Source organism: Schaalia sp. HMT-172, assembly GCF_030644365.1.
In the GTDB taxonomy this organism is placed as follows: domain Bacteria; phylum Actinomycetota; class Actinomycetes; order Actinomycetales; family Actinomycetaceae; genus Pauljensenia.
In genome coordinates, this window is sequence record NZ_CP130058.1 from 942,546 (window position 1) to 966,677 (window position 24,132).

24 protein-coding genes and 3 tRNA genes are annotated in these 24,132 nt (G+C 65.2%); 19 read left to right on the plus strand and 8 right to left on the minus strand.

Going from position 1 to position 24,132, the window contains the following annotated elements:
* The 5 genes from leuC to QU663_RS03880 all read left to right on the plus strand — a co-directional run bounded on the left by leuC (nucleotide 1) and on the right by QU663_RS03880 (nucleotide 5,328).
* Nucleotides 1-1,401 (plus strand): 3-isopropylmalate dehydratase large subunit, encoded by a 1,401-nt coding sequence (leuC, locus tag QU663_RS03860; protein WP_021610989.1) that lies wholly within the window; start codon nucleotides 1-3, stop codon nucleotides 1,399-1,401.
* Nucleotides 1,402-1,476: 75 nt separating this feature from the next.
* Entirely contained in the window at nucleotides 1,477-2,109 is a 633-nt protein-coding gene (gene leuD, locus QU663_RS03865; RefSeq protein ID WP_021610990.1) for a 3-isopropylmalate dehydratase small subunit, read from the plus strand.
* Between the two features lie 67 nt (nucleotides 2,110-2,176).
* Complete coding sequence (murA, locus tag QU663_RS03870) at nucleotides 2,177-3,502, plus strand: UDP-N-acetylglucosamine 1-carboxyvinyltransferase (protein WP_021610991.1); 1,326 nt, start codon at nucleotides 2,177-2,179, stop codon at nucleotides 3,500-3,502.
* 4 nt (nucleotides 3,503-3,506) lie between these two features.
* Nucleotides 3,507-4,451, plus strand: coding sequence for a diacylglycerol kinase family protein (locus QU663_RS03875; protein ID WP_034480389.1), 945 nt, complete (start codon nucleotides 3,507-3,509; stop codon nucleotides 4,449-4,451).
* A 103-nt stretch (nucleotides 4,452-4,554) separates the two neighbouring features.
* Nucleotides 4,555-5,328, plus strand: a complete 774-nt coding sequence (locus tag QU663_RS03880; RefSeq protein WP_021610993.1) for a 1-acyl-sn-glycerol-3-phosphate acyltransferase — start codon at nucleotides 4,555-4,557, stop codon at nucleotides 5,326-5,328.
* On the opposite strand, the gene QU663_RS03885 is transcribed toward QU663_RS03880, so the two are convergent.
* The gene (locus QU663_RS03885; RefSeq protein WP_304990686.1) at nucleotides 5,325-5,975 is read right to left on the minus strand and encodes a hypothetical protein; all 651 of its coding nucleotides are present in this window, start codon (nucleotides 5,973-5,975) and stop codon (nucleotides 5,325-5,327) included. The genes QU663_RS03880 and QU663_RS03885 overlap by 4 nt on opposite strands.
* Before the next feature lie 65 nt (nucleotides 5,976-6,040).
* Here QU663_RS03885 and QU663_RS03890 point away from each other — a divergent pair, with 65 nt between their 5' ends.
* From QU663_RS03890 to QU663_RS03910, 5 genes are all read left to right on the plus strand, one after another.
* The gene (locus tag QU663_RS03890) at nucleotides 6,041-7,060 is read left to right on the plus strand and encodes an NAD(P)H-dependent glycerol-3-phosphate dehydrogenase (RefSeq protein ID WP_021610681.1); all 1,020 of its coding nucleotides are present in this window, start codon (nucleotides 6,041-6,043) and stop codon (nucleotides 7,058-7,060) included.
* Between the two features lie 50 nt (nucleotides 7,061-7,110).
* Nucleotides 7,111-8,247 carry a D-alanine--D-alanine ligase family protein gene (locus QU663_RS03895; RefSeq protein ID WP_021610682.1) on the plus strand — a complete coding sequence of 379 codons (1,137 nt, stop codon included), beginning with the start codon at nucleotides 7,111-7,113 and terminating at the stop codon, nucleotides 8,245-8,247.
* A 96-nt stretch (nucleotides 8,248-8,343) separates the two neighbouring features.
* A complete protein-coding gene (locus QU663_RS03900) occupies nucleotides 8,344-9,261 on the plus strand; it encodes a RimK family alpha-L-glutamate ligase (protein WP_021610683.1) in 918 nt (305 codons plus the stop codon).
* 91 nt (nucleotides 9,262-9,352) lie between these two features.
* Nucleotides 9,353-9,428 (plus strand) — tRNA-His (locus tag QU663_RS03905).
* Between the two features lie 80 nt (nucleotides 9,429-9,508).
* On the plus strand, nucleotides 9,509-10,567 hold the full coding sequence (locus QU663_RS03910; protein ID WP_021610684.1) for an NAD(P)-dependent alcohol dehydrogenase: 1,059 nt from the start codon (nucleotides 9,509-9,511) through the stop codon (nucleotides 10,565-10,567).
* 315 nt (nucleotides 10,568-10,882) lie between these two features.
* Here the strand turns inward: QU663_RS03910 and QU663_RS03915 are convergent, their stop codons facing one another.
* Nucleotides 10,883-11,392 (minus strand): GNAT family N-acetyltransferase, encoded by a 510-nt coding sequence (locus QU663_RS03915; protein ID WP_050981214.1) that lies wholly within the window; start codon nucleotides 11,390-11,392, stop codon nucleotides 10,883-10,885.
* Between the two features lie 187 nt (nucleotides 11,393-11,579).
* Between QU663_RS03915 and QU663_RS03920 the strand changes: the two genes are divergently transcribed.
* Nucleotides 11,580-11,741: a hypothetical protein gene (locus QU663_RS03920; RefSeq protein ID WP_155887116.1), complete on the plus strand. Its 162-nt coding sequence runs from the start codon at nucleotides 11,580-11,582 to the stop codon at nucleotides 11,739-11,741.
* 124 nt (nucleotides 11,742-11,865) lie between these two features.
* On the opposite strand, the gene QU663_RS03925 is transcribed toward QU663_RS03920, so the two are convergent.
* From QU663_RS03925 to QU663_RS03950, 6 genes are all read right to left on the minus strand, one after another.
* Complete coding sequence (locus tag QU663_RS03925; protein ID WP_021610686.1) at nucleotides 11,866-13,419, minus strand: recombinase family protein; 1,554 nt, start codon at nucleotides 13,417-13,419, stop codon at nucleotides 11,866-11,868.
* A gap of 4 nt (nucleotides 13,420-13,423) precedes the next feature.
* Nucleotides 13,424-14,662, minus strand: a complete 1,239-nt coding sequence (locus QU663_RS03930) for a recombinase family protein (protein WP_084437372.1) — start codon at nucleotides 14,660-14,662, stop codon at nucleotides 13,424-13,426.
* A 446-nt stretch (nucleotides 14,663-15,108) separates the two neighbouring features.
* Nucleotides 15,109-15,834 (minus strand): IS3 family transposase, encoded by a 726-nt coding sequence (locus tag QU663_RS03935; RefSeq protein ID WP_304990687.1) that lies wholly within the window; start codon nucleotides 15,832-15,834, stop codon nucleotides 15,109-15,111.
* Between the two features lie 139 nt (nucleotides 15,835-15,973).
* Entirely contained in the window at nucleotides 15,974-16,285 is a 312-nt protein-coding gene (locus QU663_RS03940) for a transposase (protein ID WP_304990649.1), read from the minus strand.
* Nucleotides 16,286-16,333: 48 nt separating this feature from the next.
* Nucleotides 16,334-17,116, minus strand: a complete 783-nt coding sequence (locus tag QU663_RS03945; RefSeq protein WP_198010218.1) for an IS1249 family transposase — start codon at nucleotides 17,114-17,116, stop codon at nucleotides 16,334-16,336.
* A 323-nt stretch (nucleotides 17,117-17,439) separates the two neighbouring features.
* Nucleotides 17,440-17,513, minus strand: a tRNA-Gly gene (locus tag QU663_RS03950).
* A gap of 100 nt (nucleotides 17,514-17,613) precedes the next feature.
* Here QU663_RS03950 and QU663_RS03955 point away from each other — a divergent pair.
* The 8 genes from QU663_RS03955 to QU663_RS03990 all read left to right on the plus strand — a co-directional run bounded on the left by QU663_RS03955 (nucleotide 17,614) and on the right by QU663_RS03990 (nucleotide 24,093).
* Nucleotides 17,614-17,690, plus strand: a tRNA-Pro gene (locus QU663_RS03955).
* Between the two features lie 47 nt (nucleotides 17,691-17,737).
* Nucleotides 17,738-18,019 (plus strand): hypothetical protein, encoded by a 282-nt coding sequence (locus QU663_RS03960; protein WP_034481059.1) that lies wholly within the window; start codon nucleotides 17,738-17,740, stop codon nucleotides 18,017-18,019.
* A 215-nt stretch (nucleotides 18,020-18,234) separates the two neighbouring features.
* The gene (tig, locus tag QU663_RS03965; RefSeq protein WP_021611636.1) at nucleotides 18,235-19,554 is read left to right on the plus strand and encodes a trigger factor; all 1,320 of its coding nucleotides are present in this window, start codon (nucleotides 18,235-18,237) and stop codon (nucleotides 19,552-19,554) included.
* Nucleotides 19,555-19,768: 214 nt separating this feature from the next.
* Nucleotides 19,769-20,380, plus strand: a complete 612-nt coding sequence (locus QU663_RS03970; RefSeq protein ID WP_009059033.1) for an ATP-dependent Clp protease proteolytic subunit — start codon at nucleotides 19,769-19,771, stop codon at nucleotides 20,378-20,380.
* A complete protein-coding gene (locus tag QU663_RS03975) occupies nucleotides 20,380-21,024 on the plus strand; it encodes an ATP-dependent Clp protease proteolytic subunit (RefSeq protein WP_009059029.1) in 645 nt (214 codons plus the stop codon). The genes QU663_RS03970 and QU663_RS03975 overlap by 1 nt, the downstream gene beginning before the upstream one ends.
* Before the next feature lie 245 nt (nucleotides 21,025-21,269).
* Complete coding sequence (gene clpX / locus QU663_RS03980; protein ID WP_009059023.1) at nucleotides 21,270-22,529, plus strand: ATP-dependent Clp protease ATP-binding subunit ClpX; 1,260 nt, start codon at nucleotides 21,270-21,272, stop codon at nucleotides 22,527-22,529.
* Nucleotides 22,530-22,576: 47 nt separating this feature from the next.
* Nucleotides 22,577-22,933 (plus strand): chorismate mutase, encoded by a 357-nt coding sequence (locus tag QU663_RS03985; RefSeq protein WP_021611637.1) that lies wholly within the window; start codon nucleotides 22,577-22,579, stop codon nucleotides 22,931-22,933.
* A gap of 134 nt (nucleotides 22,934-23,067) precedes the next feature.
* The gene (locus QU663_RS03990; RefSeq protein ID WP_021611638.1) at nucleotides 23,068-24,093 is read left to right on the plus strand and encodes a LacI family DNA-binding transcriptional regulator; all 1,026 of its coding nucleotides are present in this window, start codon (nucleotides 23,068-23,070) and stop codon (nucleotides 24,091-24,093) included.
* Nucleotides 24,094-24,132: the final 39 nt, after the last annotated feature.

The following is a 24,132-nucleotide window of genomic DNA, read 5'->3' on the forward strand; positions in this document are numbered from 1 at the left end:
ATGAGCGGAACGATGGCGGAAAAGGTGTGGCGCGACCACATCGTCTCCAAGGGTGAAAACGGTGCCCCCGACCTGCTGTACATCGACCTCCACCTGGTGCACGAGGTCACGAGCCCCCAGGCCTTCGAGGGCCTGCGCCTGGCCGGCCGCCAGGTGCGCCGCCCCGACCTGACGATCGCGACCGAGGACCACAACACGCCCACGGTCAACATTGACCAGCCGATCGCGGACATCACGAGCCGCACCCAGATCGACACCCTGCGCAAGAATGCCGAGGAGTTCGGTATTCGCTTGCACTCCTTGGGCGACGCCGACCAGGGCATCGTCCACGTCGTCGGCCCCCAGCTGGGCCTCACCCAGCCCGGCATGACCATCGTGTGCGGCGACTCCCACACCTCCACGCACGGTGCCTTCGGCGCGCTGGCCTTCGGCATCGGCACCAGCCAGGTCGAGCACGTCCTTGCCACCCAGACCCTGCCGATGGCGCCCTTCAAGACGATGGCGATCACCGTCAACGGCTCCCTGCCCCAGGGCTCGACCGCAAAGGACATCATCCTCGCCGTTATCGCCAAGATCGGCACCGGCGGCGGCCAGGGATACGTCCTCGAATACCGCGGCCAGGCGATCCGGGAGCTCTCCATGGAGGGACGCATGACGATCTGCAACATGTCGATCGAGGCGGGTGCCCGCGCCGGCATGATCGCCCCCGACCAGACCACTTTCGACTACATCAAGGGTCGCCCTCACGCCCCCGAGGGCGAGGACTGGGACCGCGCCGTCGAATACTGGTCCTCCCTGGCCTCCGACGAGGATGCCGTCTTCGACGCCGAGGTCGTCCTCGAGGCCGCCGACATCGAACCCTTCGTGACCTGGGGGACGAACCCCGGCCAGGGCGTGCCCCTGTCGGCCACCGTCCCCGACCCCGAGGACTTCACCGACGAGACCGCCCGCGCGGCCGCCGAGCGCGCCCTGGAGTACATGGACCTCAAGGCCGGCACCCCGATGCGCGAGATCGCCGTCAACACCGTCTTCATCGGTAGCTGCACGAACGGGCGTATCGAAGACCTGCGCGCCGCCGCTGCCGTCGTCAAGGGACGCCGCAAGGCCGAGGGAGTGCGCGTCATGGTCGTGCCCGGCTCCGCCCGCGTGCGCCTCCAGGCCGAGGCCGAAGGCCTCGACACGATCTTCACCGATTTCGGCGCCGAATGGCGCAACGCCGGCTGCTCCATGTGCCTGGGCATGAACCCCGACACGATGAACGCGGGGGACCGCTCCGCCTCCACCTCGAACCGCAACTTCGAAGGCCGCCAGGGCAAGGGCAGCCGCACGCACCTGGTGTCCCCGCTCGTCGCGGCCGCCACCGCCGTGCGAGGGACCCTGTCCTCCCCGGCCGACCTCTGAGGCCCGCCCTCCCGCCACCCGACAGCGGGGGAGGGCCACGGCCTCGTCCCCCACGGAAGAAAAGACTGACGCACCATGGAAAAGTTCATCACCCACACCGGCACCGGCGTCCCGCTGCGCCGCTCCAACGTCGACACCGACCAGATCATCCCCGCCGTCTACCTCAAGCGCGTGACACGCACCGGCTTCGAGGACGCCCTCTTCGCCGCCTGGCGTGGCGACCCCGACTTCGTCCTCAACCAGGAGGCCTACAAGAACGGCTCCGTCCTGGTCGCCGGCCCCGACTTTGGCACCGGCTCCTCGCGCGAGCACGCCGTGTGGGCCCTCAAGGACTACGGCTTCCGCGTCGTGCTGGCCCCCAAGTTCGCCGACATCTTCCGCGGAAACTCCGGCAAGCAAGGCCTGGTCACCGGCATCATCTCCCAGGAGGACTGCGAGTCCCTGTGGAAGCTCCTCGAGGCCGAGCCCGGCACCCAGGTCACCGTGTCCCTCGAAGACAAGACGTGGCGGGCCGGCGCCCTGTCCGGCACCTTCCAGATCGACGACTACGTGCGTTGGACCCTCATGGAGGGCCTCGACGACATCGCCCTGACCCTGCGCCACGAGGAGGAGATCGAGGCCTACGAGGCCGCGCGCCCGTCCTTCAAGCCGCGCACCCTCCCGGCGAAATTCCTCCCCAAAGAAGACGTCGTGTCCGCCCGCGACTGAACGACTTCGCACACTGGCCCCTACCTAGCTAGAGTAGGGGCCAGTTACGTCTTAGTGAGGAGCGCTCATGTCATCCATCCTGCAAGTCGAGGGCGGTCACCCGCTGCGCGGCGAGATCACCGTTCGCGGTGCCAAGAACTTCGTGCCCAAGGCCATGGTCGCCTCGCTGCTCGCCGATACCCCTTCGGAGCTGTACAACGTTCCGCTCATCCGCGACACCGATGTCGTCTCGGACCTGCTGAGCCTGCACGGCGTTCAGATCGACTTCGATCAGGACCGCGGCACGCTGCGCATGGACCCCTCCAACGTCAAGGTCGCCTCGCGCTCCGACATCGACACGCTCGCGGGCGCCTCGCGCATCCCGATCCTCTTCTGCGGCCCTCTCCTGCACCAGCTGGGCGAGGCCTTCATTCCCGAGCTTGGCGGCTGCGCGATTGGCGGGCGTCCCATCGACTTCCACCTGGAGACGTTGCGCAAGTTCGGCGCGATCGTCGATAAGCAGCCCGACGGCGTGCACATCAAGCGTCCCGACACGGGTCTGCACGGCGCGATCATCGAGCTGCCCTTCCCGTCGGTGGGCGCCACCGAGCAGACCCTGCTCACCGCCGTTCGCAACGAGGGCATCACGACCTTGAAGGGCGCGGCCATCGAGCCGGAGATCCTCGACCTCATCAACGTCTTGCAGAAGATGGGCGCGATCATTTCCGTGGACACGGACCGCACGATCCGCATCGAGGGCGTGGCGAAGCTGACCGGCTACCGCCACACGGCGCTGCCGGACCGCATCGAGGCAGCCTCCTGGGCGGCCGCCGCGCTGGCAACCCGCGGCGACATCTACGTGCGCGGCGCTCACCAGCCCGACATGACGACCTTCCTGAATACCTTCCGCAAGGTGGGCGGCGCCTTCGATATCGACGCCGACGGCATCCGTTTCTACCACCCGGGTGAGCCGCTGCACTCGATCGCCCTGGAGACGGCCGTGCACCCGGGCTTCATGACGGACTGGCAGCAGCCCCTCGTCGTGGCGCTCACCCAGGCCGAGGGCCTGTCCATCGTGCACGAGACCGTGTACGAGAATCGCTTCGGCTTCACCGAGGCGCTGCGCAAGATGGGTGCGAACATCCAGGTCTACCGCGAGTGCCTGGGCGGGACGCCCTGCCGCTTCGGCCAGAAGAACTACTACCATTCGGCGGTCATCTCGGGCCCGACCCCGCTGCACAGCGCCGATATCGAGGTCCCGGATCTGCGCGGTGGCTTCTCGCACCTGATCGCGGCGCTGGCCGCCACGGGTACCTCCACCGTGTCGGGCATCGACGTGATCTCGCGCGGTTACGAGCACTTCACGCGCAAGCTCCATCAGCTGGACGCGCGCGTGCGCTACCTGGACGCCTGACGTCATGGCCGCATCGGGTGCGCGACGGGCCATGCTGTTGCTGGTCTCGTCGATGTCGGCGGGCGGGCGCAGCGTGCGCCTGGGGCCGCGCATCGTGCGTATCCTGCGCGGGGGCGGCTGGGAGGTCGCCGTTCGCCTGACGACGCCGGGCGACGATCCGGCAGCGATCGCGGGTGGGGTCGCCGCCGGCTCGATCGTGGCGGCCCTGGGCGGGGACGGGTACCTGAGCGCCGTCGCGCGCGGCTGCCACGAGTCCGACGCCCTTTTCGTTCCCATGCCCGGCGGACGCGGCAACGACCTGTGCCGAGCGCTCGGGATGGGCACGGACCCGTTGGTACGCGCGCGGCGCCTGGCGCCCCTCGGTCTTTCTTCCGACGAGGCCGGGGCCTCGTCCTCGGATTCGCTGGCCTCTCGGGTGCGTCCCCTGGATGGCATGTGGGTACGTTCGCGTGACGGGGTTCGCCTGGCTCTCGGCATCGTGTCGATCGGCTTGGACGCGCGAGCTAATATCCTGGCCAACGAGTCCTCGCTGACGTCGGGTCCGTTGGCATACGGCTACGGCGCCTTCGCGGCCCTGGCTTCGCACGAGCCCGCCGAGATCGTGGCGACCGTGGACGGTCGCGAGCGCAACATGAGCGGGTGGATCGCGTCGGTGTCCAACTCCGGGCGTTTCGGCGGCGGCATCACCCTGGTGGAGTCCTCGGATATGAGCGACGGCGTCCTCGAGGTGTGTCACGTGGGCCCCCTGTCGGTTGCGCGAGCCCTCCCGGTGCTGGCCAAGGTGGTGGCCGGACGCGCCAAGAATCACCCGGCGATTGAGGTGGAGAGCGCCCGCGTCGTGTCCTTCGCTGCCCCCGCGGGGATGGTCGCGATGGCGGACGGGGATCGGATCGCCTCGATTCCTTTCACCGTGGATGTCGCCCCGGGCGTCGTCTCCGTGCTCGTCTGAGGCAGCGGGAGTCGGCGCACCGTGTGTGAGCTGCGCTCGGTTGCTCTGTAAGGTAGGGGTGGGGTTTTGCGCCGCGGGGGAGTGGTCCCCGTAGAATGGAGTCATGAGTGCTGTCTCCGGCTTTTACGCTTTCGCCAAGGGTGTCCTGACGCCCATCATGACCCCCTGGATTAAGTTCACCGTGAGCGGTGAAGAGAATCTCCCCGCCGAGGGCGGCTACCTCCTGGTGCCCAACCACCTCTCGAACGTCGACCCGCTGTGCCTGTGCTGGTACTTCATGAAGCGCGATACCGCTGTGCGTTTCCTGGCAAAGAAGTCGATGTTTTCCGTGCCGGTGTTCGGCTGGATCATCAAGGGCATGGGCCTGATCCCCGTCAACCGCGACTCCAACCCCTCGGCCGTCCTGGCACCCACCCGTGAGGCGCTGAAGGCCGGTGAGGTCGTCGGCATTTTCCCCGAAGGCACGCTCACGCGCGACCCCGACCAGTGGCCCATGGAGTTCAAGTCCGGTGCCGCCCGCCTGGCCCTCGACACGGGCGTGCCCGTGATCCCCGTGTCGCAGTGGGGCCCGCAGGAGATCATGGCCCCCTACAACGCCAAGGGAATGGACATGCGCCCTGGTCGACGCGTCTCCTACCACTTCGGCGAGCCCGTCGACCTGTCGGATCTGATGAGCCCGGCGGGCTCGCAGGACCACGACGCCGTCAACGAGGCGACGCGGCGCATCAGTGACGCCGTGCGCGCGGGCGTGGGTAAGCTGCGCGGGCTGCCCGTGCCGGAGAAGGTGTGGGATCCCGCCACGCAGGCAGGCCCCTGGTGGGAGGAAGAGCAGGCCAAGCGCGCCAAGAAGGCGAAGAAGGCCCGCAAGAAGGGCTAATTGCGGATATCGATGACCATGCGCGAGGGATTGGACAAGAATCCGATCTGGAACTGGCGCTCGGCGGGTGCCCCGATGACGACGTGCGTGTTGTCCTCGAAGGTCCCGTCCGAGACGATGTCGAGGTCGCCCGCGCGTGTGTGTTCCCCGGCCGGGTAGCTGCCCTTTGATGAGGTGGCGGTCATCGGCGTCCCGTCGAGGATGAGCTCCAGGACCGCCGCCCCCGCAACCTCGATGGGCAGGCCCCGTCCCTGCTCCAGCGCCTGGTCGCTCCACTGCGCCAGGCGGACGCCCGGGGAGCCCTCACCATCGAACTCCAGCACGACTCGGGTGAAGACTTCGTGCGAGGAGGCACGGATCGCGGTGAGGACCAGTGCCTTGTCCGGGTTGTCAGTGCGCGTAGGCGGCAGCATCGAGACCGAGGACATCCAGTTGTCCGCGTTGATCGGCCTCGTCGCATCCAGGCCCGGCTCGTCGTTTCTGGGCGTCCCCTGGCCCGACTGCGCGCCCTCGGCGGCGGGGGAGTGGCTTGCCTCCGACGAGGCCGGGGCGGGCTCGGTCGGCCCGGCCGTCGGAGCGGAGGGCGAGCAGGCGGCGAGCGCGAGGACGGCGAGGGCGGCGGCAGGCAGCGCGCGGTGGTGAGACAAAGCCCCTCCTTGGAGTGTGACGGTTTTCCCATCCTAGTAGACTGGGGGTTGACAGGGAGGTCTCGATGAGTATGACAACAGCAGCGGTCCTGGGAACGGGAGCGTGGGGAACGACGTTCGCTCAGGTGCTCGCCGACGCGGGCGTGGACGTGACGATGTGGGGGCGCAACACTGACACGATCGCGTTCATCAACGGGCATGAGAACCCGACGTACTTGCCGGGTATCACCCTCTCCGAGCGCATCGAGGCGACCACGGACATAGCCCGCGCCGTTTCTGGCAAGCAGCTGGTGGTCGTCGCCGTGCCGGTCAAGGCGGTGCGCGCCACCCTGGAGGCCGCCCGTGCCTCCTTCGCCCCGAACGCTGCTCTGCTGTCCCTGGCCAAGGGCCTGGAACTGGGCACCCTCAAGCGCGTGGATCAGATCATCGCCGACTCCTCGGGTGTGCCCGGCAGCCGCATCGCCGTCCTGTCCGGCCCCAATCTCTCCCGTGAGATCGCCGACCGTCAGCCCACGGCGACGGTCGTCGCCTCCTCGGATGTGGAGCTCGCCAAGGAGATCGCGAAGGCCTGCCACAATTCCTATTTCCGTCCCTATGTCTCCTCCGACGTCGTGGGCACCGAGATGGCGGGCGCCACCAAGAACGTCATCGCGGTCGCGATTGGCGCCGCCGAGGGAATGGGGTTGGGCATCAACACGCGTTCGACCCTCATCACACGCGGCCTGGCGGAAATGACGCGGCTGGGAACGGCGCTCGGCGCTGACCCCGCGACGTTCGCGGGTCTGTCGGGCATTGGTGACCTGGTCGCCACCTGCTCCTCGCGACTGTCGCGCAACTTCTCGCTGGGCCACCGCCTGGGTTCGGGCATGAGCCTGGCCGAGGCCATGGCGCTGTCCCCGGGCGTCGTCGAGGGCGTCGCCTCCGCCGCGCCCATCCTGCAGGTCGCCGCCTCCGTCGGCGTCGACATGCCGATCACGGGCGCCGTCGTCGAGGTCGTCGAGGGGCGCGCGAGCATCGAGGACATGGGTCGTATGCTGCTCGCCCGCCCGCAAAAGATGGACGGCTGGAAGATCGAGCTGGTTTAAACGCCGTGCAGGCGGGCGGGAAAAGCCTCCCGCGCGGTAGTCTTGAACCTATGACTGCTATTTCTCGTCCTCGCGTCCTCATCGTCTTTGGCGGGCGCTCCTCCGAGCATGAGATCTCGTGCTCGACGGCCGCCGGCATCCTGACCGCTATCGATCGCACGAAGTGGGACGTGATCCCGCTGGGAATCACGCGCGACGGCCAGTGGGTGCACGTCGCCGACGACCCCTCGGCGCTGGCATTCAAGGACGGAAAGGGACAGTCCGTCACCGCCGGATCGACTCGCGTCGCCCTGACCCCGGGCGAGGGCAACCTCGTCGAACTCACCTACGACGGCGACCCGGACGCCCCGGACTCGCGCGTCATCGGCGTGGAAGACCTCGGCCACGTCGACATCGTCTTCCCGCTCCTGCACGGCCCCTACGGCGAGGACGGCACCATCCAGGGCCTCTTCGAGATGGCTGGTGTGCGCTACGTCGGCTGCGGCGTGACCTCCTCGGCCGTGTCCATGGACAAGCACCTGACCAAGACCGTCCTGGCCGCCGCCGGCATCGACGTGGGACAGTGGGAACTGGTGACCGCCCGCCAGTGGGACGCCGACGCCGCCGCCTGCATGGACCGCATCGAACGACTCGGCTTCCCCGTCTTCGTCAAGCCCTGCCGCGCCGGATCCTCCGTCGGCATCTCGCGCGTCACCTGCCGCGAGGACCTGCCTGTGGCCATCAAGGAGGCCACGAACCACGACCCGCGCGTCATCGTCGAGGCCTCCATCTCGGGCCGCGAGGTCGAGTGTGGTGTGCTGGGTTCGCGCGCCGACTGGCGCAGTGGCACCGCGCCCCTGGGCGAGATCGTCGTCCCCGAGGGCGAGTTCTACGACTACGAGCACAAGTATGTGGACGACGTCGTCGGCCTGTCCTGCCCGGCCGACGTCACCCCCGAATACTCCGAGCGCATTCGCGAGACCGCCTGGCGCGCCTTCGACGCCCTCGAATGCGAGGGCCTGGCGCGCGTCGACTTCTTCCTCGACGAGGCCACCGACACCGTCATCATCAACGAAGTCAACACGATGCCCGGCTTCACCCCGATCTCGATGTACCCGCAGATGTGGGCGGCCGCGGGCCTGTCCTACCCGGACCTGCTCAGCGAGCTCCTCACCGAAGCGTCGCAGCGCCCCCTGGGCCTGCGCTAAAGGCGTGGCCGCGCCAGGGCACAACTGAGCGAGCGCCGCGGCCCAGCCCCGACCTCGTTACCTCCCACGACACCGATACGACACTCAAGGACACACATGACGACCCCACCCAAAGTCACCCTGGTGACCTGCTCGTCCATGCCCCACCTGTTTCCCGGCGAAGAGGGCCTGCTCGATGAGCTGGCGTCGCGCGGTTGCGACCCCCAGATCAAGGTGTGGAACGACCCCGACGTTGACTGGTCCGACGTCGGCATGGTCGTCGTTCGCTCCGTCTCCGACTACGCGCAGGAACGCCCGGCGTTCCTGGAATGGACCCGCCAGCTGCGGCGCGTCCAAAACTCCGCCGACGTTCTCGACTGGAACACGGACAAGCACTACCTGAGGGAGCTGGCCGCCCTGGGTATGCCGACGATTCCCACCAGCTGGCTGGAACCCGAGCAGAATCTGTCCAAGCATCAGATTCACACGCGCTTCCCGGCCTTCGGTGAGTTCGTCGTCAAGCCCGCCGTGTCCTCCGGCGTGCGCGATATCGGCCGCTACACGACTGTGGACATCCACCAGCGCCAAGCCGCCATGCGCCAGGTGCAGGGGCTGCTCGGCGATGGTCGTTCCGTCATGATCCAGCGCTACGTTGAGGAAATCGACCTGCACGGCGAGATTTCGCTCGTGTTTTTCAATGGCCTGGTCTCCCACGCCGTTGAGAAGCGCTCGGCCCTGCACCCCGCCTCCGTCACCAATCCGGAGATGCACGAGGCCGTGGTGACCGCCGAGGCCGCCGACTCCGTCGCGTGGCAGTGGGGCGAGGAAATCCGCCGAGTCCTGCACGACTACGTGCGAGCCCGCCTGGGCCACGACGAGCAGTTCCTGTTTAACCGCGTGGACCTGGTTCCCGACGGCAAGGGATCCTTCCTGGTCATGGAGGTCTCCCTCGTGGACGCCGACCTGTACCTGGGTGCCACCCCCGGCGCACTGGGTAACTTCGCGGACGCGATCTCCGCTCGCGCCCACTGGTGATGCACGCCACCGCCGTGAGGGCAGTGCTCGAGTTTCCAAGCTCGGGTGGGTAGTGCTAAGCTCTATCCGTTGCCTTCACGGCGACGCGATGGTGGCTGTAGTTCAGTTGGTAGAGCACCTGGTTGTGGTCCAGGACGTCGCGGGTTCGAGTCCCGTCAGCCACCCCACCGCCCCGGCGCTTGCGCGTCGGGGTTTTTTGTAAGAGTATGCTAGTGGCGGACCCGATTGACCGGACAAAGGAGTTCTCATGCCTAGCGTAATCGCCTACGGTTGCGACGACGCCGCCACCCAGTTCCACCCCCTCCAGATCGACATCCGCGAGCCCGGCGAGGGCGACATCTACTTCGACGTCGCCTACGCGGGCATTTGCCACTCCGACATCCACTCCGCCCGCGGCGAGTGGGGGCCCGTGTCCTACCCGCTCGTGCCCGGCCACGAGTTCGTCGGCACAGTCGCCAAGGTCGGCCCCGGTGTCACTAAGTTCAAGGTGGGGGACCGCGTGGGCGTGGGTTGCTTGGTCGGATCCTGCGGCTCCTGCGAGATGTGCGAGTCCGGCTACGAGCAGTGGTGCACCTCGACGCCGGGTACCCTGTGGACCTACCGCGCCGACGCCGAGGGCAACCCGACGACCGGCGGCTACTCGCGGGGCTTCACGGTGCGCGAGGACTTCGCCCTGCACATCCCGGAGGAGCTGGACTTCGCTGCCTGCGCACCCCTCCTGTGCGCCGGCATCACCACCTACTCCCCGCTCAAGCACTACAACGTGGGACCCGGCTCGCGCGTGGCTATCCTCGGCATGGGCGGCCTCGGACACGTGGGCGTGCAGATCGCCAAGGCCATGGGCGCGGACGTCTCCGTCATCTCCCACGGCCGCTCCAAGGAAGCCGACGCCCGCCGCTTCGGCGCCGACCACTTCTACGCCACCAGCGAGGAGGGGACTCTCGAATCCCTGCGTGCCTCCTTCGACCTGATCCTGTGCACCGTGTCCGCCGACGGCCTCGACTACGCCGGATACATGGCCGCCCTGCGCCCCTACGGCGTCTTCGTCGACGTGGGCCTGCCCACCGAGCCTGTCTCCCTGCCGCTGCGCGCCTTCGTCAACGGCGGCAAGTCCTTCGCCGGCTCCCAGATCGGCGGCATCGCCGAAACTCAGGAGATGCTGGACTTCTGCGCCGAGCACGGCGTCATCCCGCAGGTCGAGATGATCACCGGCGAGGAGATTACGCAGGCTTACGACAACGTCGTCGCCTCGCGCGTGCGCTACCGCTACGTCATCGACACCTCCACGTTCCCCGAGACCGCGTGAGCGTGAGCAGGTAACAGGAAAGCCCCGGGCCGAGCGGCCCGGGGCTTTCCTGGCAGTGGACCAAAGGGGATCACTGCGGATACAAAAGCTGTGGTGGGTGCATTTTGAGGCGCGGTGGGTGCAAGGTTGTACAGAGTGGGTGCATCCCTAGGCGCGGGTGGGTGCATGTCGTTGCGTGAAAACGATCAAGCCCCGGAGCGATCGCGAGCTTCGGCACCATCACGGGGGTCACGCCTTGTCCGAGGCGTCGTCGTCGGGAACGCCAGCACAGCGGGTGCCGCCAGAGAACGAGCCACCGGTGCGTGCTTCTTGGCGTCAGAGGTCCAGGAAGAGGTTGATGTCGCCCGGGTCCGGGGTGTCGTCCAAGTCGGGGGCGTGGGTGAAGCCCAAGCGTGTGGCCACTGCGATCGAGGGGGTGTTGTCCTGCTTGGTGAGGACCCGAATCCGGTGCCCTGACCAGCGTGGGCGCGCGGCCTCGATGAGTGCGCGGCAGGCTTCGGTAACCAGACCTGATCCCTGGAACTCAGGTCGGATGCGGTAGGCGAGGTTGAGGACGCGCTCGTCACGGAACGTGCGCGCGGCCAGCCCCACGTAGCCGACGTAGGCGTCCGATTCGAGCATACGGGCCGTGCAGTAGCCAATACCGTCCGTCTCCCAGTCGCGCAGCCAGTCCTCGAGCCGTTCACGCGCCTCGTCAATACTGCGGTCGGGACCAGAAGGGTTAAAGAGGTTGACCTCGGGCATACGGCTCAGTGCATACAGCTCCTCGAGGTCGGTGAGCTGCACGGGCCTCAGTGAGAGCCTCGAAGTGTTGACAGCGTCCATATCCACCTCCATGTCACTGTTGCTGCTGGGGCCACGTGGTGTCATGTTGCGGAGCAACCGATGGTGGCCCCCCACCATTCTCACACGTGTCTCCCCGGTGGTGCCTGCGTTAGGTTTTAATGATACATGAGCGACTGTTGTTCAGGGGCTCAACGAACCTTGCGTGACATCGGTGAAGCGAGGACTCATGAGCGATGAAGAATCCGGATTGCCGACTCCAAGTGAACCCAATGTTGAGGAATTCGCCATCAAGGACTATCGGACTGATGAGTATTCAGAGGTGCGAACACTCGAAGAAGCGATCGAACTACGGAGTGCCAAGGCATGCTTCCGAGATGTGACTGAGTGAGAATTCGCTGCCAACTCTCCGTCGGGTATGAAAGAAATCGGGGTTCCTGAGCTCTTGGTCGGGCCGACGTAGCTGTCGGATGGAGATGATCGCCAATAGCTTGTGGAGCCACTCACCACAGCGGTCAAATGCTCGTGCCGTCGTTGAACGTGATGGTGATTGTTCCGTCGGGGTGGATGGTGGCGTGGTCGACGAGGGCTCGCCAGGCCTCGGGGGTATAGGTGATTGCGGGGTTCTTGCTGCGGTACTGGTGGAATGCGGTGATGGCCGCGCGCTTGGCTTCAAGTTCGTGCAGCTGCCTTTCGAGGGACTCGATTGCGCTGAGGTGGACTTGGTAGTCGGCTTCGAGCCGAGCCTGTTGGGCCTCGAACGCGCCAGGGTCGAAGCCAGCGTGTGCTGCGGCTTGAATGAGCTGGTTGATACGGCCTGCCACGCTGTCACGTGCGGCGACCGCCTGTGCGAGCTTGTCCTCAAGATCACGCGAGTTACCAAGCTGAGCGAGAGCAGCCTCAAGTACCTCTGGGCTTGGAGATGGCGCGAATTGCCCTATTGCCTGCTCAAACGTGGTAATTATTTCATCGTCTGTGATGTGCCTGGAGGTGCAGGGGGTCTCATTTGTTTTGTCGTATCTCCGGTTACATCTCCACACTCGCTTTTCATACTTGCTTCCTGCGTGCCAAGTCTTAGACCCGTACCATCCCCCGCAGCACCCGCACTGGATTCGGGAAGCAAATGGATGCGCGAAAGATCGTGGCCGGGTTGAACGTAGCTCAATTTCTCGTTGGACTTGGTCCCATACGGCTGGGGCAATGATGGCCTCATGGTTACCGGTCACGTAGTACTGCGGGATCTCTCCTTCGTTGCGTTTAGTGGTTTTCGTCAGGAAGTCCACGGTGAAGGTTTTCTGCAGCAGCGCGTCGCCCTTGTATTTTTCATTGCGCAGGATCGAGTTGATGGTGGACACGTTCCAGGTCTTCTTCCCCAAGGGCGTAGGGATACCATCTTCGGTCAGGTGTGCGGCAATGGTTTTGGGTGAGTGCCCTGCCAGGTATTCCCGGTAGATGCGTCGCACGATCCTGGCCTGGTCTTCATCAACAGCCAGGCCCCCGTCGTCGCCTTTCTTGTAGCCCAGCAGGGAGGCGTAGGGCACCATGACCTTGCCTTCCGCAAAACGCCTGCGGTGTCCCCAGGTGACGTTCTCAGAGATGGAGCGGGATTCTTCCTGGGCAAGGCTACTCATGATGGTGATGAGTAGTTCGCCTTTCGAGTCCAGGGTCCAGATGTTTTCTTTCTCGAAGTAGACCTCCACTCCGGCTTCTTTGAGGGCCCGCACGCTGGTGAGCGAGTCGACGGTGTTGCGGGCAAACCTGGACACGCTCTTGGTCACGATCAGATCGATACGGCCAGCCAAAGCGTCGGTGATCATGGTTTGGAAGCCCTGCCGGTGCTTCGTTGAGGTTCCCGAAATCCCCTCATCGGCATACATGCCAACAAACTCCCAATCGGCCCGGCCTTGGATGTAGTCGGTGTAGTAGTCGATTTGTGCCTGGTAGGAGGATTGTTGTTCTTCCAGGTCCGTGGATACTCGCGCGTAGGCCGCGACCTTACGCCGGGAGCGCACCGTCGTAGGAGTGAGCGTCTTGGCGGGCCGTGCCGGGATGGTGGTGACGGTGGCCATGGGGTTACTCCTTTCCTGCCATCACGGGCTCAGCGGTGTGCGCGCCTCGTTTCATCACAGTGACTTTCCCGCTGGGGTAGACGGTGACCTGCTCGAGACGCTCAAGGACTTGCTGGTCATCCCACTCGCCTAATCCCAGGTGGGCGGTGATAGCGCTCTTGAGCTGGGCTTCCCTGATCTGAGGTGCCCGGCAAGGGTTGCCTTGCCCCCTCGTGGCGGTTTCGCACCACCAGTACTTGTAGGAGATGTGCTTGCGGGTTTTGGTGCGCCGGTGGAAACGCCGCCCGCACTGGCTGCACACCACCCGATGAGTGAGCGCACACGTCCCGCCACTAGGGGTCAGGGCTCTGCCACCGGATTGGCGTCTGCGGGCGAGCTCGTCTTGGACCCGCCTCCAGGTGGCCTCGTCGATGATGGGAGGGTTTGCTCCCTGAACCCAGTACTTGGGTAGTGCCCCGTCGTTGACGACGAGCTTTCCTCCAGGACCGTCGGTGTAGGTGGCTTGCAGCATTTCGTTTCCCACGTAGCGGGGGTTTTCCAGCCAGGTGCGGATCACCGAGCCGAGGAAGTTTCCTCCTTCTCGTGCGCGCAGCCCCTCAGCGTTGAGGCGGTCGGCAATAGCCTCGGGGCTCACCCCGGCCAGGTACTCGTCAAAGACGCGGCGCACAACCTGGGCCTCATCGTCGTTGATGTGCAGGCTCCCGCCTACCCAGGTGTATCCGTAGATGCGGTGGGAGTTGGTGACACCGGTCTTGTACCGGTTGCGGATCGCCCACTTCACGTTCTGTGACAGGGAGCGGGATTCTTCCTGGGCGAAAGAAGCTAACAGGGTGAGCATGAGCTCACCTTCCGCGCTGGAGGTGTCGATGTTTTCTCTCTCGAACCGCACCGCCACCCCCAGGGCTGCAAGCTCGCGCACGCATGAGAGCAGGTCGACGGTGTTGCGTGCCAGGCGGGAGATGGACTTGACCAGCAGGATCTGGAAGTCGCCGGCTCTGGCGTGGTCCATCATGTCAGCGAACCCGGGCCTTTTTCTGGTGGTGCCGGAGATTCCTTGGTCGGTGTAGATCCCGGCGAACTGCCAGGCAGGGTTAGCGTGGATGAGCTTGGAGTAGGCCGAGACCTGAGCAGCAAGGGATCCTGCTTGGGTCTCCGACATGGTTGAGACCCGGCAGTAGGCGGCCACGCGGATGCGGCTGGTGGGTGTGCGTCGTGGTGTAATGGTCTTCAAGTCTGGGCTCATCTGCTGCTCCTTTCTGCCCGCGTGGGTCTCGCCGGTGGTGTTCTGGTGTGTGACATGAACGCTCTACACGCCGGGTTTATCAAGTCCTGGCGCGGGTAAACACCACCCTGGTCTCATCCCAAGAAGCGGCGAGCTGGCGGTGAATGGCGCGTACCTGACTGGCGGTGAGCAGCCCTCGGGAGGCAAGGGCATCAAGGAAGTCCAGGTCTGCTGCCGTCTGGGTTTCTGCCCGCCAGTACGCGCCCGTGGTGCGGCTGGTCATGGGCGACCACCCCGGGTTCCGAAACGGGTGCGGATGTAGCAGGCGTGCGTGCAGTACTTGCGGTGCTTGTTGCCATACGCCTCGAAGGTCGCCCCGCAGCCGGCACAGGTGTGGGTGGTGATGGCGCGCCGCTCAAGCATCATCGGGTGGGTGTGGGGTTGTGCGCAAGTTGTTGACGGTTTGTTTATGCGGCTTTTGTCCAGGCCGCTTGGTGTAGTTCGTATTCGATGGGGGATTTGCCGCCGAGGCTGGTGTGGATGCGGCGGCGGTTGTAGAAGTCTTCGATCCAGGTGGCGACCCCGGTGTAGACCTGGTCGCGGGTGGTGAAGGTACGCCGGTAGTAGTACTCGGTTTTGAGGGTGGCCCAAAAGGATTCGGCCATGGCGTTATCCCAGCACACTCCGGCCCGCCCCATCGACACTCTTCCTTTCACGGCGCGCATGTAGGCTGCCAGCTTCTCGGAGGTGAACTGTGTTCCCCGATCAGCGTGGAGCACGACCCCAGTGGGGAAGCCGCCACGGGTGGTGGCGGCCATGTCGAGCGCGGTGATGACCAGGTCGGTGCTTTGCTGCTCACCCATGGCGTATCCCAGGACTCTACGCGAGTGCGCATCACGCACGGCGCACAGGTAGACCCAGCCTTGGGCGCACCGCAGGTAGGTCAAATCCGTGATCCACACCCGGTCCAGGGCGCCTTGATCCCACTGGCGGGCGCAGTGATCCTCATGGGCCACAGGTCCGCGCCCGCCGCGCTTGGCCGGGCGTGGGTGCGTGTTCAGGCCTGTCAGGCCCTGGCGGCGCATCGACGCGGCGACCGCACGCACCCCCACATCCACGCCCGCGCGCGCCAGAGCATGGCGGATGCGAGGAGCCCCATAGGTGCCACCCGACACCTCGTGTTCCCAGGCCACCGCCTCATCCAAACGCCGACGCGCCGATGCGCGCTTGCCCGCTGGGGTGCACGGTTTTTCCACGCGTAATAGCCCGCGCGCGTGACCCCTAGAACGCTGGCCATCAAGGTAATCGAGTAGGAAGCCTTCTGCGCGTCCATCAGTTCAAAGCGCTGGTGTTTTGGTGCCGAGACGCGAAGAAGGCGCTGGCTTTTCCCAAGAACTCGTTCTCCTTCTCCAGCTCGCGCACCCTCCGGCGCAATGCCGTGATCTCAGCTTCCAGCTCGCGTGGATCTGGACGACCCTCACGCACGGCTTGACGCCGCTCGCGCTCGAGTTTGACCCACCGGCCCACCACCGATTCACCCAGCCCTAAATCCCGGGCCACAGACGCGATCGAAGACCCCGTATCCAACACCAGGCTCGCAACATCACGACGATACTCCGGCGTAAAACGACGACGAGTTCCCATAACAGGCACCTCACTCTCCGCAGGCACACACACCCGCTTAACGAAGTGTCAACAACACAAGCCTAACCCCAAGGTGGGGTCCAGGTAGGTGAACAAGAGCCCCTGGGAGATGAGCTTGTTAAGGCTGTTACGAGCCCGAACGAGACGTTCGTGGGTGTATTCCCACCCTCCGTCAGGTCTGCGTGTTTTCTCCTCCAGGAAGCCCTTCCAGCGCGTGCACCAGGCCTGGTAGGCGCCTATCCATTCCTGGGCTCCATCGATGTCTTGCACGTGCGTGAGCTGGCGCCCCAGAGCGTACAAGCTACGCGAGGCCTCCAGTTTGGGGCGCGTTGTGGTGGCTTGGCGAATACGGCAATACGCGTGGAAGGTACAGCGCTGGACGCGCGTGGCGGGCCAGACCTTCTTGCACGCCCTCGCGAACCCGCTGCCCCCGTCGGTGACGACCAGGGCCGGGGGCGCGATCCGGCTCATGAGCGCGCTCCAGGCCCGAGAATTCTCACTCCTAGCCGCGTACCAGCCCAGCACGCAATCGGGTGTTTGGGCGATGAGGACCACGGCGTTTGGGCCCAGGTGGATGCCGTCGACGAAGATGACCTCATGAACCTCATCGATGATCGGGCAGAAAGGCCATAACTGCCACAACGGCTCACAACGCCTACGAAACGAGCGGCCCCCACCAGGCAAATCCACCTGACGACGTCGACCCAGCAGCCAGGCCAAGAACTCATCAAGATGCTTGGCCGTGGAGTCTATTTCGTTCAGCGTCGTGATTTTGCAGGGTTTACACCGCCAGCGCTGACGACCTGTTGACGTCTTACCGTGACGGATCATGGGGCGGCCACACACAGGGCATGATGCAGTATTCACAGGAACGAGGCAAGCACGACCAACTAAAATCGTGACTTTCCCGCGCGACAAAGCCGAAAAGTCACCCTGCTAGCAACACGATTTGTCCATCCTCATAGTTGGTCCCAACCAACTAAAACATCGACTTTCCCGCACCAGAAAGCCCAAAAGTTACCCTTCCAGCAACACGCAGTGTCCTATAACCCGATTTTTCCGCACCATCACGCAGAAAAGCCAGTACAAGACCAACACGTTTTGTCCTTTAACGCCAAAGCCCCGGGCCGAGCGGCCCGGGGCTTTCCTGGCGGTGGAGCGGATGACGGGAATCGAACCCGCGTGATCTGCTTGGAAGGCAGAGGCTCTACCATTGAGCTACATCCGCGTACCCCCGGAGGGGACGTGGATGATCCTAGCGGTTATTGTCTACGTGCGCGACATTTATCCGCCCCTCCCGTATGATGGTGCATCGGACACGAGTCCTTCGGGGTGTAGCGCAGCTTGGTAGCGCATCTGCTTTGGGAGCAGAGGGTCGCAGGTTCAAATCCTGTCACCCCGACCAGCCGCGGCACCGCTGTCGCGTCCGCCAACGTGAACGGGGGAGTGGCCGTGCCGTCCTATCGCACCATCCTGACGGCCACCACCATGGCACCCGGGCACCTCCCCGAGGACGTCGAAGCAGCGGCCCGCTCCGTGACGCGACTCGAATCCTGGGACATCGCCATCGCCTCCGGCCAGCCACGCGTCACCGCCCGCTTCACCGCCGTCGACGACGCTGACGCGCGAGCGACTCACGCCTTGATCACCGACGCCGTCAGGGGCGTCGCCGAGGTGCCCCGCTCGCGTCTTGCCGCCGTCGTGCGCGGGCGCTCCCACTACCTCGCCCCCTGAGTGCGCGCCTCCGACCGGGGTACCCAGGCCTCGTCGTTGAGCCGAGGAACAGGGGAAACGTGTGTCATTGCGCACGCGATAAGGCCGTGAGGGGCCCCATACGCGCATTTGGGGCGCCGAAGAAAGACATCGGGCAAAGCGTGGCGTAGACTAAGCGAGTTGTTATGCGCCCGAAATGGGCGTTCCCCTATTCGTAGACTACGGAGCGTGCGCACGTGAAGAGCACCGTTGAAAACCTCGAGCCCACCAAGGTTCGCCTGACCGTTGAGGTTCCCTACGAGGAACTGAAGTCCGACATGGACAAGGCGTACAAGGAGATCGCCGGACAGGTTAACATCCCCGGCTTCCGTAAGGGCCACGTTCCTCCGCGCATCATCGACCAGCGTTTCGGTCGCGCCGCCGTCATCGAGCAGGTCGTCAACGAGGTCCTGCCCGGCCACTACTCCGACGCCATCAACCAGAACGACCTGCGCCCCATGGCTCAGCCCGAGATTGACGTCACCGAGATCCCGAACGTGACCGGCCCCCAGGGCGGCCAGCTCATCTTCACCGCCGAGGTCGCGGTCGTTCCCCCGTTCGAGCTGCCCGAGATCGACGAGTCCATCGTCGTTGAGGTCGAGCCCACCGAGGTCACCGACGAGGACGTGCAGAAGGAACTCGACGACCTGCGCGGCCGCTTCGCGACCCTGAAGACCATCAACCGCAAGGCCAAGACCGGCGACTTCGCGACCATCGACCTGGTCGCCACGATCGACGGCGAGCAGGTTGACTCCGCCTCCGACGTCTCCTACGAGATCGGCTCCGGCTCCATGCTCGACGGCCAGGACACCGCGCTGCGCGGCACCAAGGCCGGCGACGAGGTCACCTTCACGTCCAAGCTCAAGGGCGGCGATCACGAGGGTGAAGAGGCCGAGGTGACCATCACCGTCAAGGCGATGAAGGCTCGCGAGCTGCCCAAGGCCGACGACGACTTCGCCCAGATGGTGTCCGAGTTCGACACCCTGGAGGAGCTGACCGAGGACCTCAAGAAGCAGGCCGCTCAGTCCAAGGAGTCCCAGCAGGCCCTTGCTGCGCGCGACGCCCTCATCGATGTCCTCCTCGACAAGGTCGAGATCGTCCTGCCCGAGTCCGCGGTCGACCACCAGGTCGAGCACCGCGTCGGCGAGGACGCCAAGCCCAAGGCGAAGAAGGAGGCCCGCGAGGCCGTCGAGAAGGAGATGCGCACCGAGCTGCTCTCCGAGGCCCTGGCCAAGAAGTTCGACGTTCAGGTCTCCCAGCAGGAGCTCATCGACTACGCGATCCAGATGTCGCAGAACTTCGGCATTGACATCAACCAGCTGTTCTCCTCCTCCCAGCAGATGGCGAACGTCGTGGCCGACCTGGGCCGCTCGAAGGCTCTCATCGAGACCCTCAAGGTCGTCTCAGTCAAGGACACGAACGGCGCCGACGTCGACCTGTCCAAGTTCTTTGGCGCCGATCCGGCCACCGAAGAGGGCGCGGAGATCATCACCGAGTCTGCCGACGCGCAGGAGTGACCCGCTACGGGTGATCCCGCGCGCGAGTGACTAACTCGTGGGTTGAGGGGGCGAGGCTTCGGCCTCGTCCCCTCACCGCATGTACTCAGTGCACGTGCCTCGCTCATGTGCCGACAGCGAAACGGCGGCCCGGCGCGCGCGCCGGGGGGCGCGCAGCGGGTACGGTTGACACCAATGGGGCCGACTGGGCCCGCGAACAGACGAGGAGGTACGCGTGAGCGTGCACAATACCGGGGTTGCCGGCGAAGGCTCGCAGCTGGGACTGGGCGACTCGGTCTACCAGCGCCTGCTCAAGGAGCGCATCATTTGGCTGGGCGGCGAGGTTCGCGATGACAATGCGAACGCGATCTGCGCGCAGCTGCTGCTGCTCGCGGCAGAGGACCCGGACCGCGACATCTACCTGTACATCAACTCGCCCGGCGGCTCGGTGACGGCCGGCATGGCCATCTACGACACGATGCAGTACATCAAGCCGGACGTCGTCACGGTTGGCATGGGCCTGGCCGCGTCGATGGGCCAGTTCCTGCTCACTGCGGGCGCGCCCGGTAAGCGCTACATCACGCCCCACACCCGCGTCCTGCTGCACCAGCCCCTGGGTGGCGCTGGCGGCTCCGCGACGGAGATTCGCATCAACGCGGACCTGATCTTGGGCATGAAGAAGGAACTCGCAGCCATCACCGCGTCTCGAACGGGTAAGACCGTTGAGCAGGTGGAGGCCGACGGCGATCGTGACCACTGGTTCACGGCGCAGGAGGCCCTCGAGTACGGCTTCGTCGACCGCGTGATCGACAGCCCGCAGGAGATCGGAACGCGAGGAGAGAACTGATGAGCACCCAGCCCTACTTTGAGGCGGTCGCACGCCAGATGCCCCAGGCTCGCTACGTGCTGCCCGATTTCGAGGAGCGCACGGCCTACGGTTTCCGTCGCCAGAACCCCTACACGAAGCTGTTCGAGGACCGCATCGTGTTCCTGGGCGTGCAGGTGGATGACGCCAGCGCAGACGACGTCATGGCGCAGCTGCTGGTCCTGGAGTCCCAGGATCCCGATTCGCTGATCACCATGTACATCAACTCGCCCGGCGGCTCCTTCACGGCGCTGACCGCGATCTACGACACGATGCAGTACATCAAGCCGCAGATTCAGACGGTCTGCCTGGGTCAGGCCGCCTCGGCCGCGGCCGTGCTGCTGGCTGCTGGCTCGCCCGGCAAGCGCCTGGCGCTGCCCAACGCGCGCGTCCTCATTCACCAGCCGGCGATGGAGGGCATGCAGGGGCAGGCCTCGGACATCCAGATCGTCGCAGACGAGATCGACCGCATGCGCGCATGGCTCGAGGACACCCTCTCGAAGCACTCGGGCAAGCCGGTGGAGCAGGTGCGCCGCGACATCGAGCGCGACAAGATCCTCACCGCCCCGCAGGCCGCCGAGTACGGCTTGATCGACCAGGTCCTGGAGTCCCGCAAGGCTCTGTGACTTGTGAGATAGTGACGAGGCCGTGGCTTCCCCGTGCCGGTGAGCGCGGGGGCGCTGCGGCCTCGTCATATACGCGCGCGAGCGTCGATGCGAGGCGGACCGGTGCCCTTTGTGGTGATGTGTGAACATTTCATAACAATGAGCGCGCCTGCGTGGAAAATGTCCCCTTGTGCATTAGGTTATTTTCTAGTAAGTGCGACAGCGTCTCCGACCGAACGGAAAACGCTCAATCAAGTGGAGGTCTCGTGGCTCGTCTGACTGATGGCGCGGAACTGCTCAAGTGCTCCTTCTGCGGGAAGAGCCAGAAGCAGGTGCGTAAGCTCATCGGTGGCTCCGGCGCATATATCTGCGACGAGTGCATCGAGCTGTGTAACGAGATTATCGAGGAAGAGCTCGGCGCACAGCAGGCCTCGACCTCGTCGACGCCCCTGCCTAAGCCTCGTGAAATCAACGAATTCCTCAATACGTGGGTGATCGGCCAGGATCGTGCTAAGCGCGCTCTGTCCGTGGCCGTGTATAACCACTACAAGCGCGTGCGCTCGCGCGAGGCGGGCAACGCCGAGGACATGCTGGGCACGAAGTCCAACATTTTGCTGCTGGGTCCCACGGGCACGGGCAAGACCCACCTGGCGCGTTGCCTGGCCCGCCTCCTCGATGTGCCTTTCGCGATCGTGGACGCCACCGCGCTGACGGAGGCCGGCTACGTGGGCGAGGACGTGGAGAATATTCTCTTGCGCCTCATCCAGGAGGCCGACGGCGACATCAAGAAGGCCGAGAAGGGCATCATCTACGTCGACGAGATCGACAAGATTGGCCGAAAGGCTGAGAACGCTTCGATCACGCGCGACGTGTCCGGCGAGGGTGTCCAGCAGGCGCTCCTGAAGATCATCGAGGGCACGGTCGCCTCCGTGCCCCCCACGGGCGGGCGCAAGCACCCCCACCAGCAGTTCCTGGAGATTGACACTTCCGGCATCCTCTTCATCGCGGCCGGCGCGTTTGCGGGCATCGAGGATATTGTCAAGGGGCGCCTGGGGCGTCGCTCCACGGGCTTCGGTTCGGAGCTGAAGAGCACCTCGGAGATGGGCGACCTGTACGAGGCCGTGTCCGCCGAGGACCTGCACAAGTTCGGCATGATTCCTGAGTTTATCGGCCGCCTGCCCATCCTGACCTCCACGAAGGAGCTGACGGAGGAGGACCTGGTGCGCGTCCTCACCGAGCCGTCGAACTCTCTGGTACGCCAGTACCAGCACCTCTTCGAGCTGGACGGCATGGACCTGGAGTTCACCCACGAGGCGCTCCTGGCCATCGCCGCGCGTGCCAACGAACGCAAGACCGGAGCGCGTGGCCTGTCCTCGATCATGGAGCAGACTCTGTCCGACCTCATGTTTGACCTGCCCAGCCGCGACGACGTTGCCCGCGTGGTCGTCACCCGCGACCTGGTGGAGGGCGTGGGCGAGGCCGAGTTGTACCCCGAACGTTCCTCGGAAGGCAAGCGCAGCGCCTGAGTCCTCTCGATAGACTGGGGGCAGTCGATACGCAGTAGGAGGATTGTATGCAGGATCGTGACGAGGCCGTGTTGGCAGCTTCGGCCGACAGGGGAGTCAGCGGCATTCCCGCCGAGCTGGCGGAGGCGCGCGCAACAATCGACAACATCGACGCCGCCCTCGTCCACATTCTCGCCGAGCGTTTCCGTTGCACGCAGCGCGTCGGCCACATCAAGGCGCGCCTGGACCTGCCTCCCGCAGACCCAGCCCGCGAGGCCCGCCAGGTCGAGCGCCTGCGCACGCTGGCCGCCTCCTCCGGCCTCGACCCCGATTTCGCGGAGAAGTTCCTGGGCTTCATGGTCCGTGAGGTCATCCGCCACCACGAGGACATCAAGGCCGAGTACGACGAGGGTTCGCGCCTCTAAGTGCGGGCGGGCAAACCCCGCCCCGACCTCGTTCATCGACACGCCCCGGTCGGTGCAGCGCTCATTCGCGTTCGCGAGGCTCGCATCGGTTAGACTGTCACGAGTTGGTTCAAGGGTGTTTGGGGATAGGATCGATGGTTAATCTTGGCGATATCGCGAAGGCGACGGGCTTTTCGAAGGCGACCGTGTCTCGTGTCTTATCTGGTGACCCCAGCTTCACCGCGAAAGAATCAACCCGCCACCGCGTGATCCAGGTTGCCAACGAGCTCGGCTACGCGCTGCGCACATCCCGCTCCAGCATCCCCCTGACCATCGCCGTGCTCGAAAACTTCGACCCGTCCAACGGGCCCCAAGACTCCTACTTTTCCGACGTGCGCGAGGCGCTGCGCGAACGAGCAGCCGAGAACATGATGTCTCTGACGTTCTTCCCGGACGTGCGCGCCCTGGTCGAGGCCGGGCAAGACTACTCCGGCTTCGTGTCCCTTGGCCCCGCGCCCCTGACGCGGGACAACCTGGAGGCGCTGCACGAGGCGCTGCCCCACGGCGTGTTCATCGACATCAATCCTGCTCCCACGCTCTTCCACTCCGTGCGCCCCGACCTGCAACAGACCGTCCTCGACGCAATCTACGCGCTGCGCGAGAGCGGCCGGGAGCGCATCGCGTTCATCGGTGGCGACGGGCACGTGATGGGCAGCCACGTGTTCGGCCAGGACCCGCGTACCGTCGCCTTTGACGAGTGGGCGCGCCTGCTGGCCATGCCCATCGAGGGTCTTGTCCGCGCCTCCGGTCCCTTCTCTGTGGACAACGGCCGACGCCAGGTCGACGAGCTGGTTGAGTCCCTGGGCGAGGACCTGCCCGACGCGATCCTGGTCGCCGCAGACTCCCTCGCCGTGGGCGTCCTCCAGGCGCTATCTGCGCGAGCGATCCGCGTGCCCGATCAGGTCGCCGTCGTCTCCATCGATAACCTCGAGGTGTGCCAGTACACGGCTCCGCCGCTGAGCTCCTACGCGATAAAACGTTCCGAGCTGGCCGAGACGGCCCTCATGCTGCTGTCCGACTCGATCGTGGGGCGCTTCACGCACAAGCATCACGTGCTTCTGTCGACTCAGCTGGTTGCGCGCCAGAGTTTCGTGCCCGCTACGGCCGAACCCGAGTCCTGAGCGCCGGGCGGAACTCACGTCAAGGACCAATAGGCAGCC

What these genes read in the sequence shown, in the direction of transcription:
- leuC (WP_021610989.1), top strand. Translation starts at nt 1, where the DNA reads ATGAGCGGAACGATGGCGGAAAAGGTGTGGCGCGACCACATCGTCTCC.
- leuD (WP_021610990.1), top strand. Translation starts at nt 1,477, where the DNA reads ATGGAAAAGTTCATCACCCACACCGGCACCGGCGTCCCGCTGCGCCGC.
- murA (WP_021610991.1), top strand. Translation starts at nt 2,177, where the DNA reads ATGTCATCCATCCTGCAAGTCGAGGGCGGTCACCCGCTGCGCGGCGAG.
- QU663_RS03875 (WP_034480389.1), top strand. Translation starts at nt 3,507, where the DNA reads ATGGCCGCATCGGGTGCGCGACGGGCCATGCTGTTGCTGGTCTCGTCG.
- QU663_RS03880 (WP_021610993.1), top strand. Translation starts at nt 4,555, where the DNA reads ATGAGTGCTGTCTCCGGCTTTTACGCTTTCGCCAAGGGTGTCCTGACG.
- QU663_RS03890 (WP_021610681.1), top strand. Translation starts at nt 6,041, where the DNA reads ATGAGTATGACAACAGCAGCGGTCCTGGGAACGGGAGCGTGGGGAACG.
- QU663_RS03895 (WP_021610682.1), top strand. Translation starts at nt 7,111, where the DNA reads ATGACTGCTATTTCTCGTCCTCGCGTCCTCATCGTCTTTGGCGGGCGC.
- QU663_RS03900 (WP_021610683.1), top strand. Translation starts at nt 8,344, where the DNA reads ATGACGACCCCACCCAAAGTCACCCTGGTGACCTGCTCGTCCATGCCC.
- QU663_RS03910 (WP_021610684.1), top strand. Translation starts at nt 9,509, where the DNA reads ATGCCTAGCGTAATCGCCTACGGTTGCGACGACGCCGCCACCCAGTTC.
- QU663_RS03915 (WP_050981214.1), bottom strand. Translation starts at nt 11,392, where the DNA reads ATGGACGCTGTCAACACTTCGAGGCTCTCACTGAGGCCCGTGCAGCTC.
- QU663_RS03920 (WP_155887116.1), top strand. Translation starts at nt 11,580, where the DNA reads ATGAGCGATGAAGAATCCGGATTGCCGACTCCAAGTGAACCCAATGTT.
- QU663_RS03925 (WP_021610686.1), bottom strand. Translation starts at nt 13,419, where the DNA reads ATGGCCACCGTCACCACCATCCCGGCACGGCCCGCCAAGACGCTCACT.
- QU663_RS03930 (WP_084437372.1), bottom strand. Translation starts at nt 14,662, where the DNA reads ATGAGCCCAGACTTGAAGACCATTACACCACGACGCACACCCACCAGC.
- QU663_RS03940 (WP_304990649.1), bottom strand. Translation starts at nt 16,285, where the DNA reads ATGGGAACTCGTCGTCGTTTTACGCCGGAGTATCGTCGTGATGTTGCG.
- QU663_RS03945 (WP_198010218.1), bottom strand. Translation starts at nt 17,116, where the DNA reads ATGATCCGTCACGGTAAGACGTCAACAGGTCGTCAGCGCTGGCGGTGT.
- QU663_RS03975 (WP_009059029.1), top strand. Translation starts at nt 20,380, where the DNA reads ATGAGCACCCAGCCCTACTTTGAGGCGGTCGCACGCCAGATGCCCCAG.
- QU663_RS03985 (WP_021611637.1), top strand. Translation starts at nt 22,577, where the DNA reads ATGCAGGATCGTGACGAGGCCGTGTTGGCAGCTTCGGCCGACAGGGGA.
- QU663_RS03990 (WP_021611638.1), top strand. Translation starts at nt 23,068, where the DNA reads ATGGTTAATCTTGGCGATATCGCGAAGGCGACGGGCTTTTCGAAGGCG.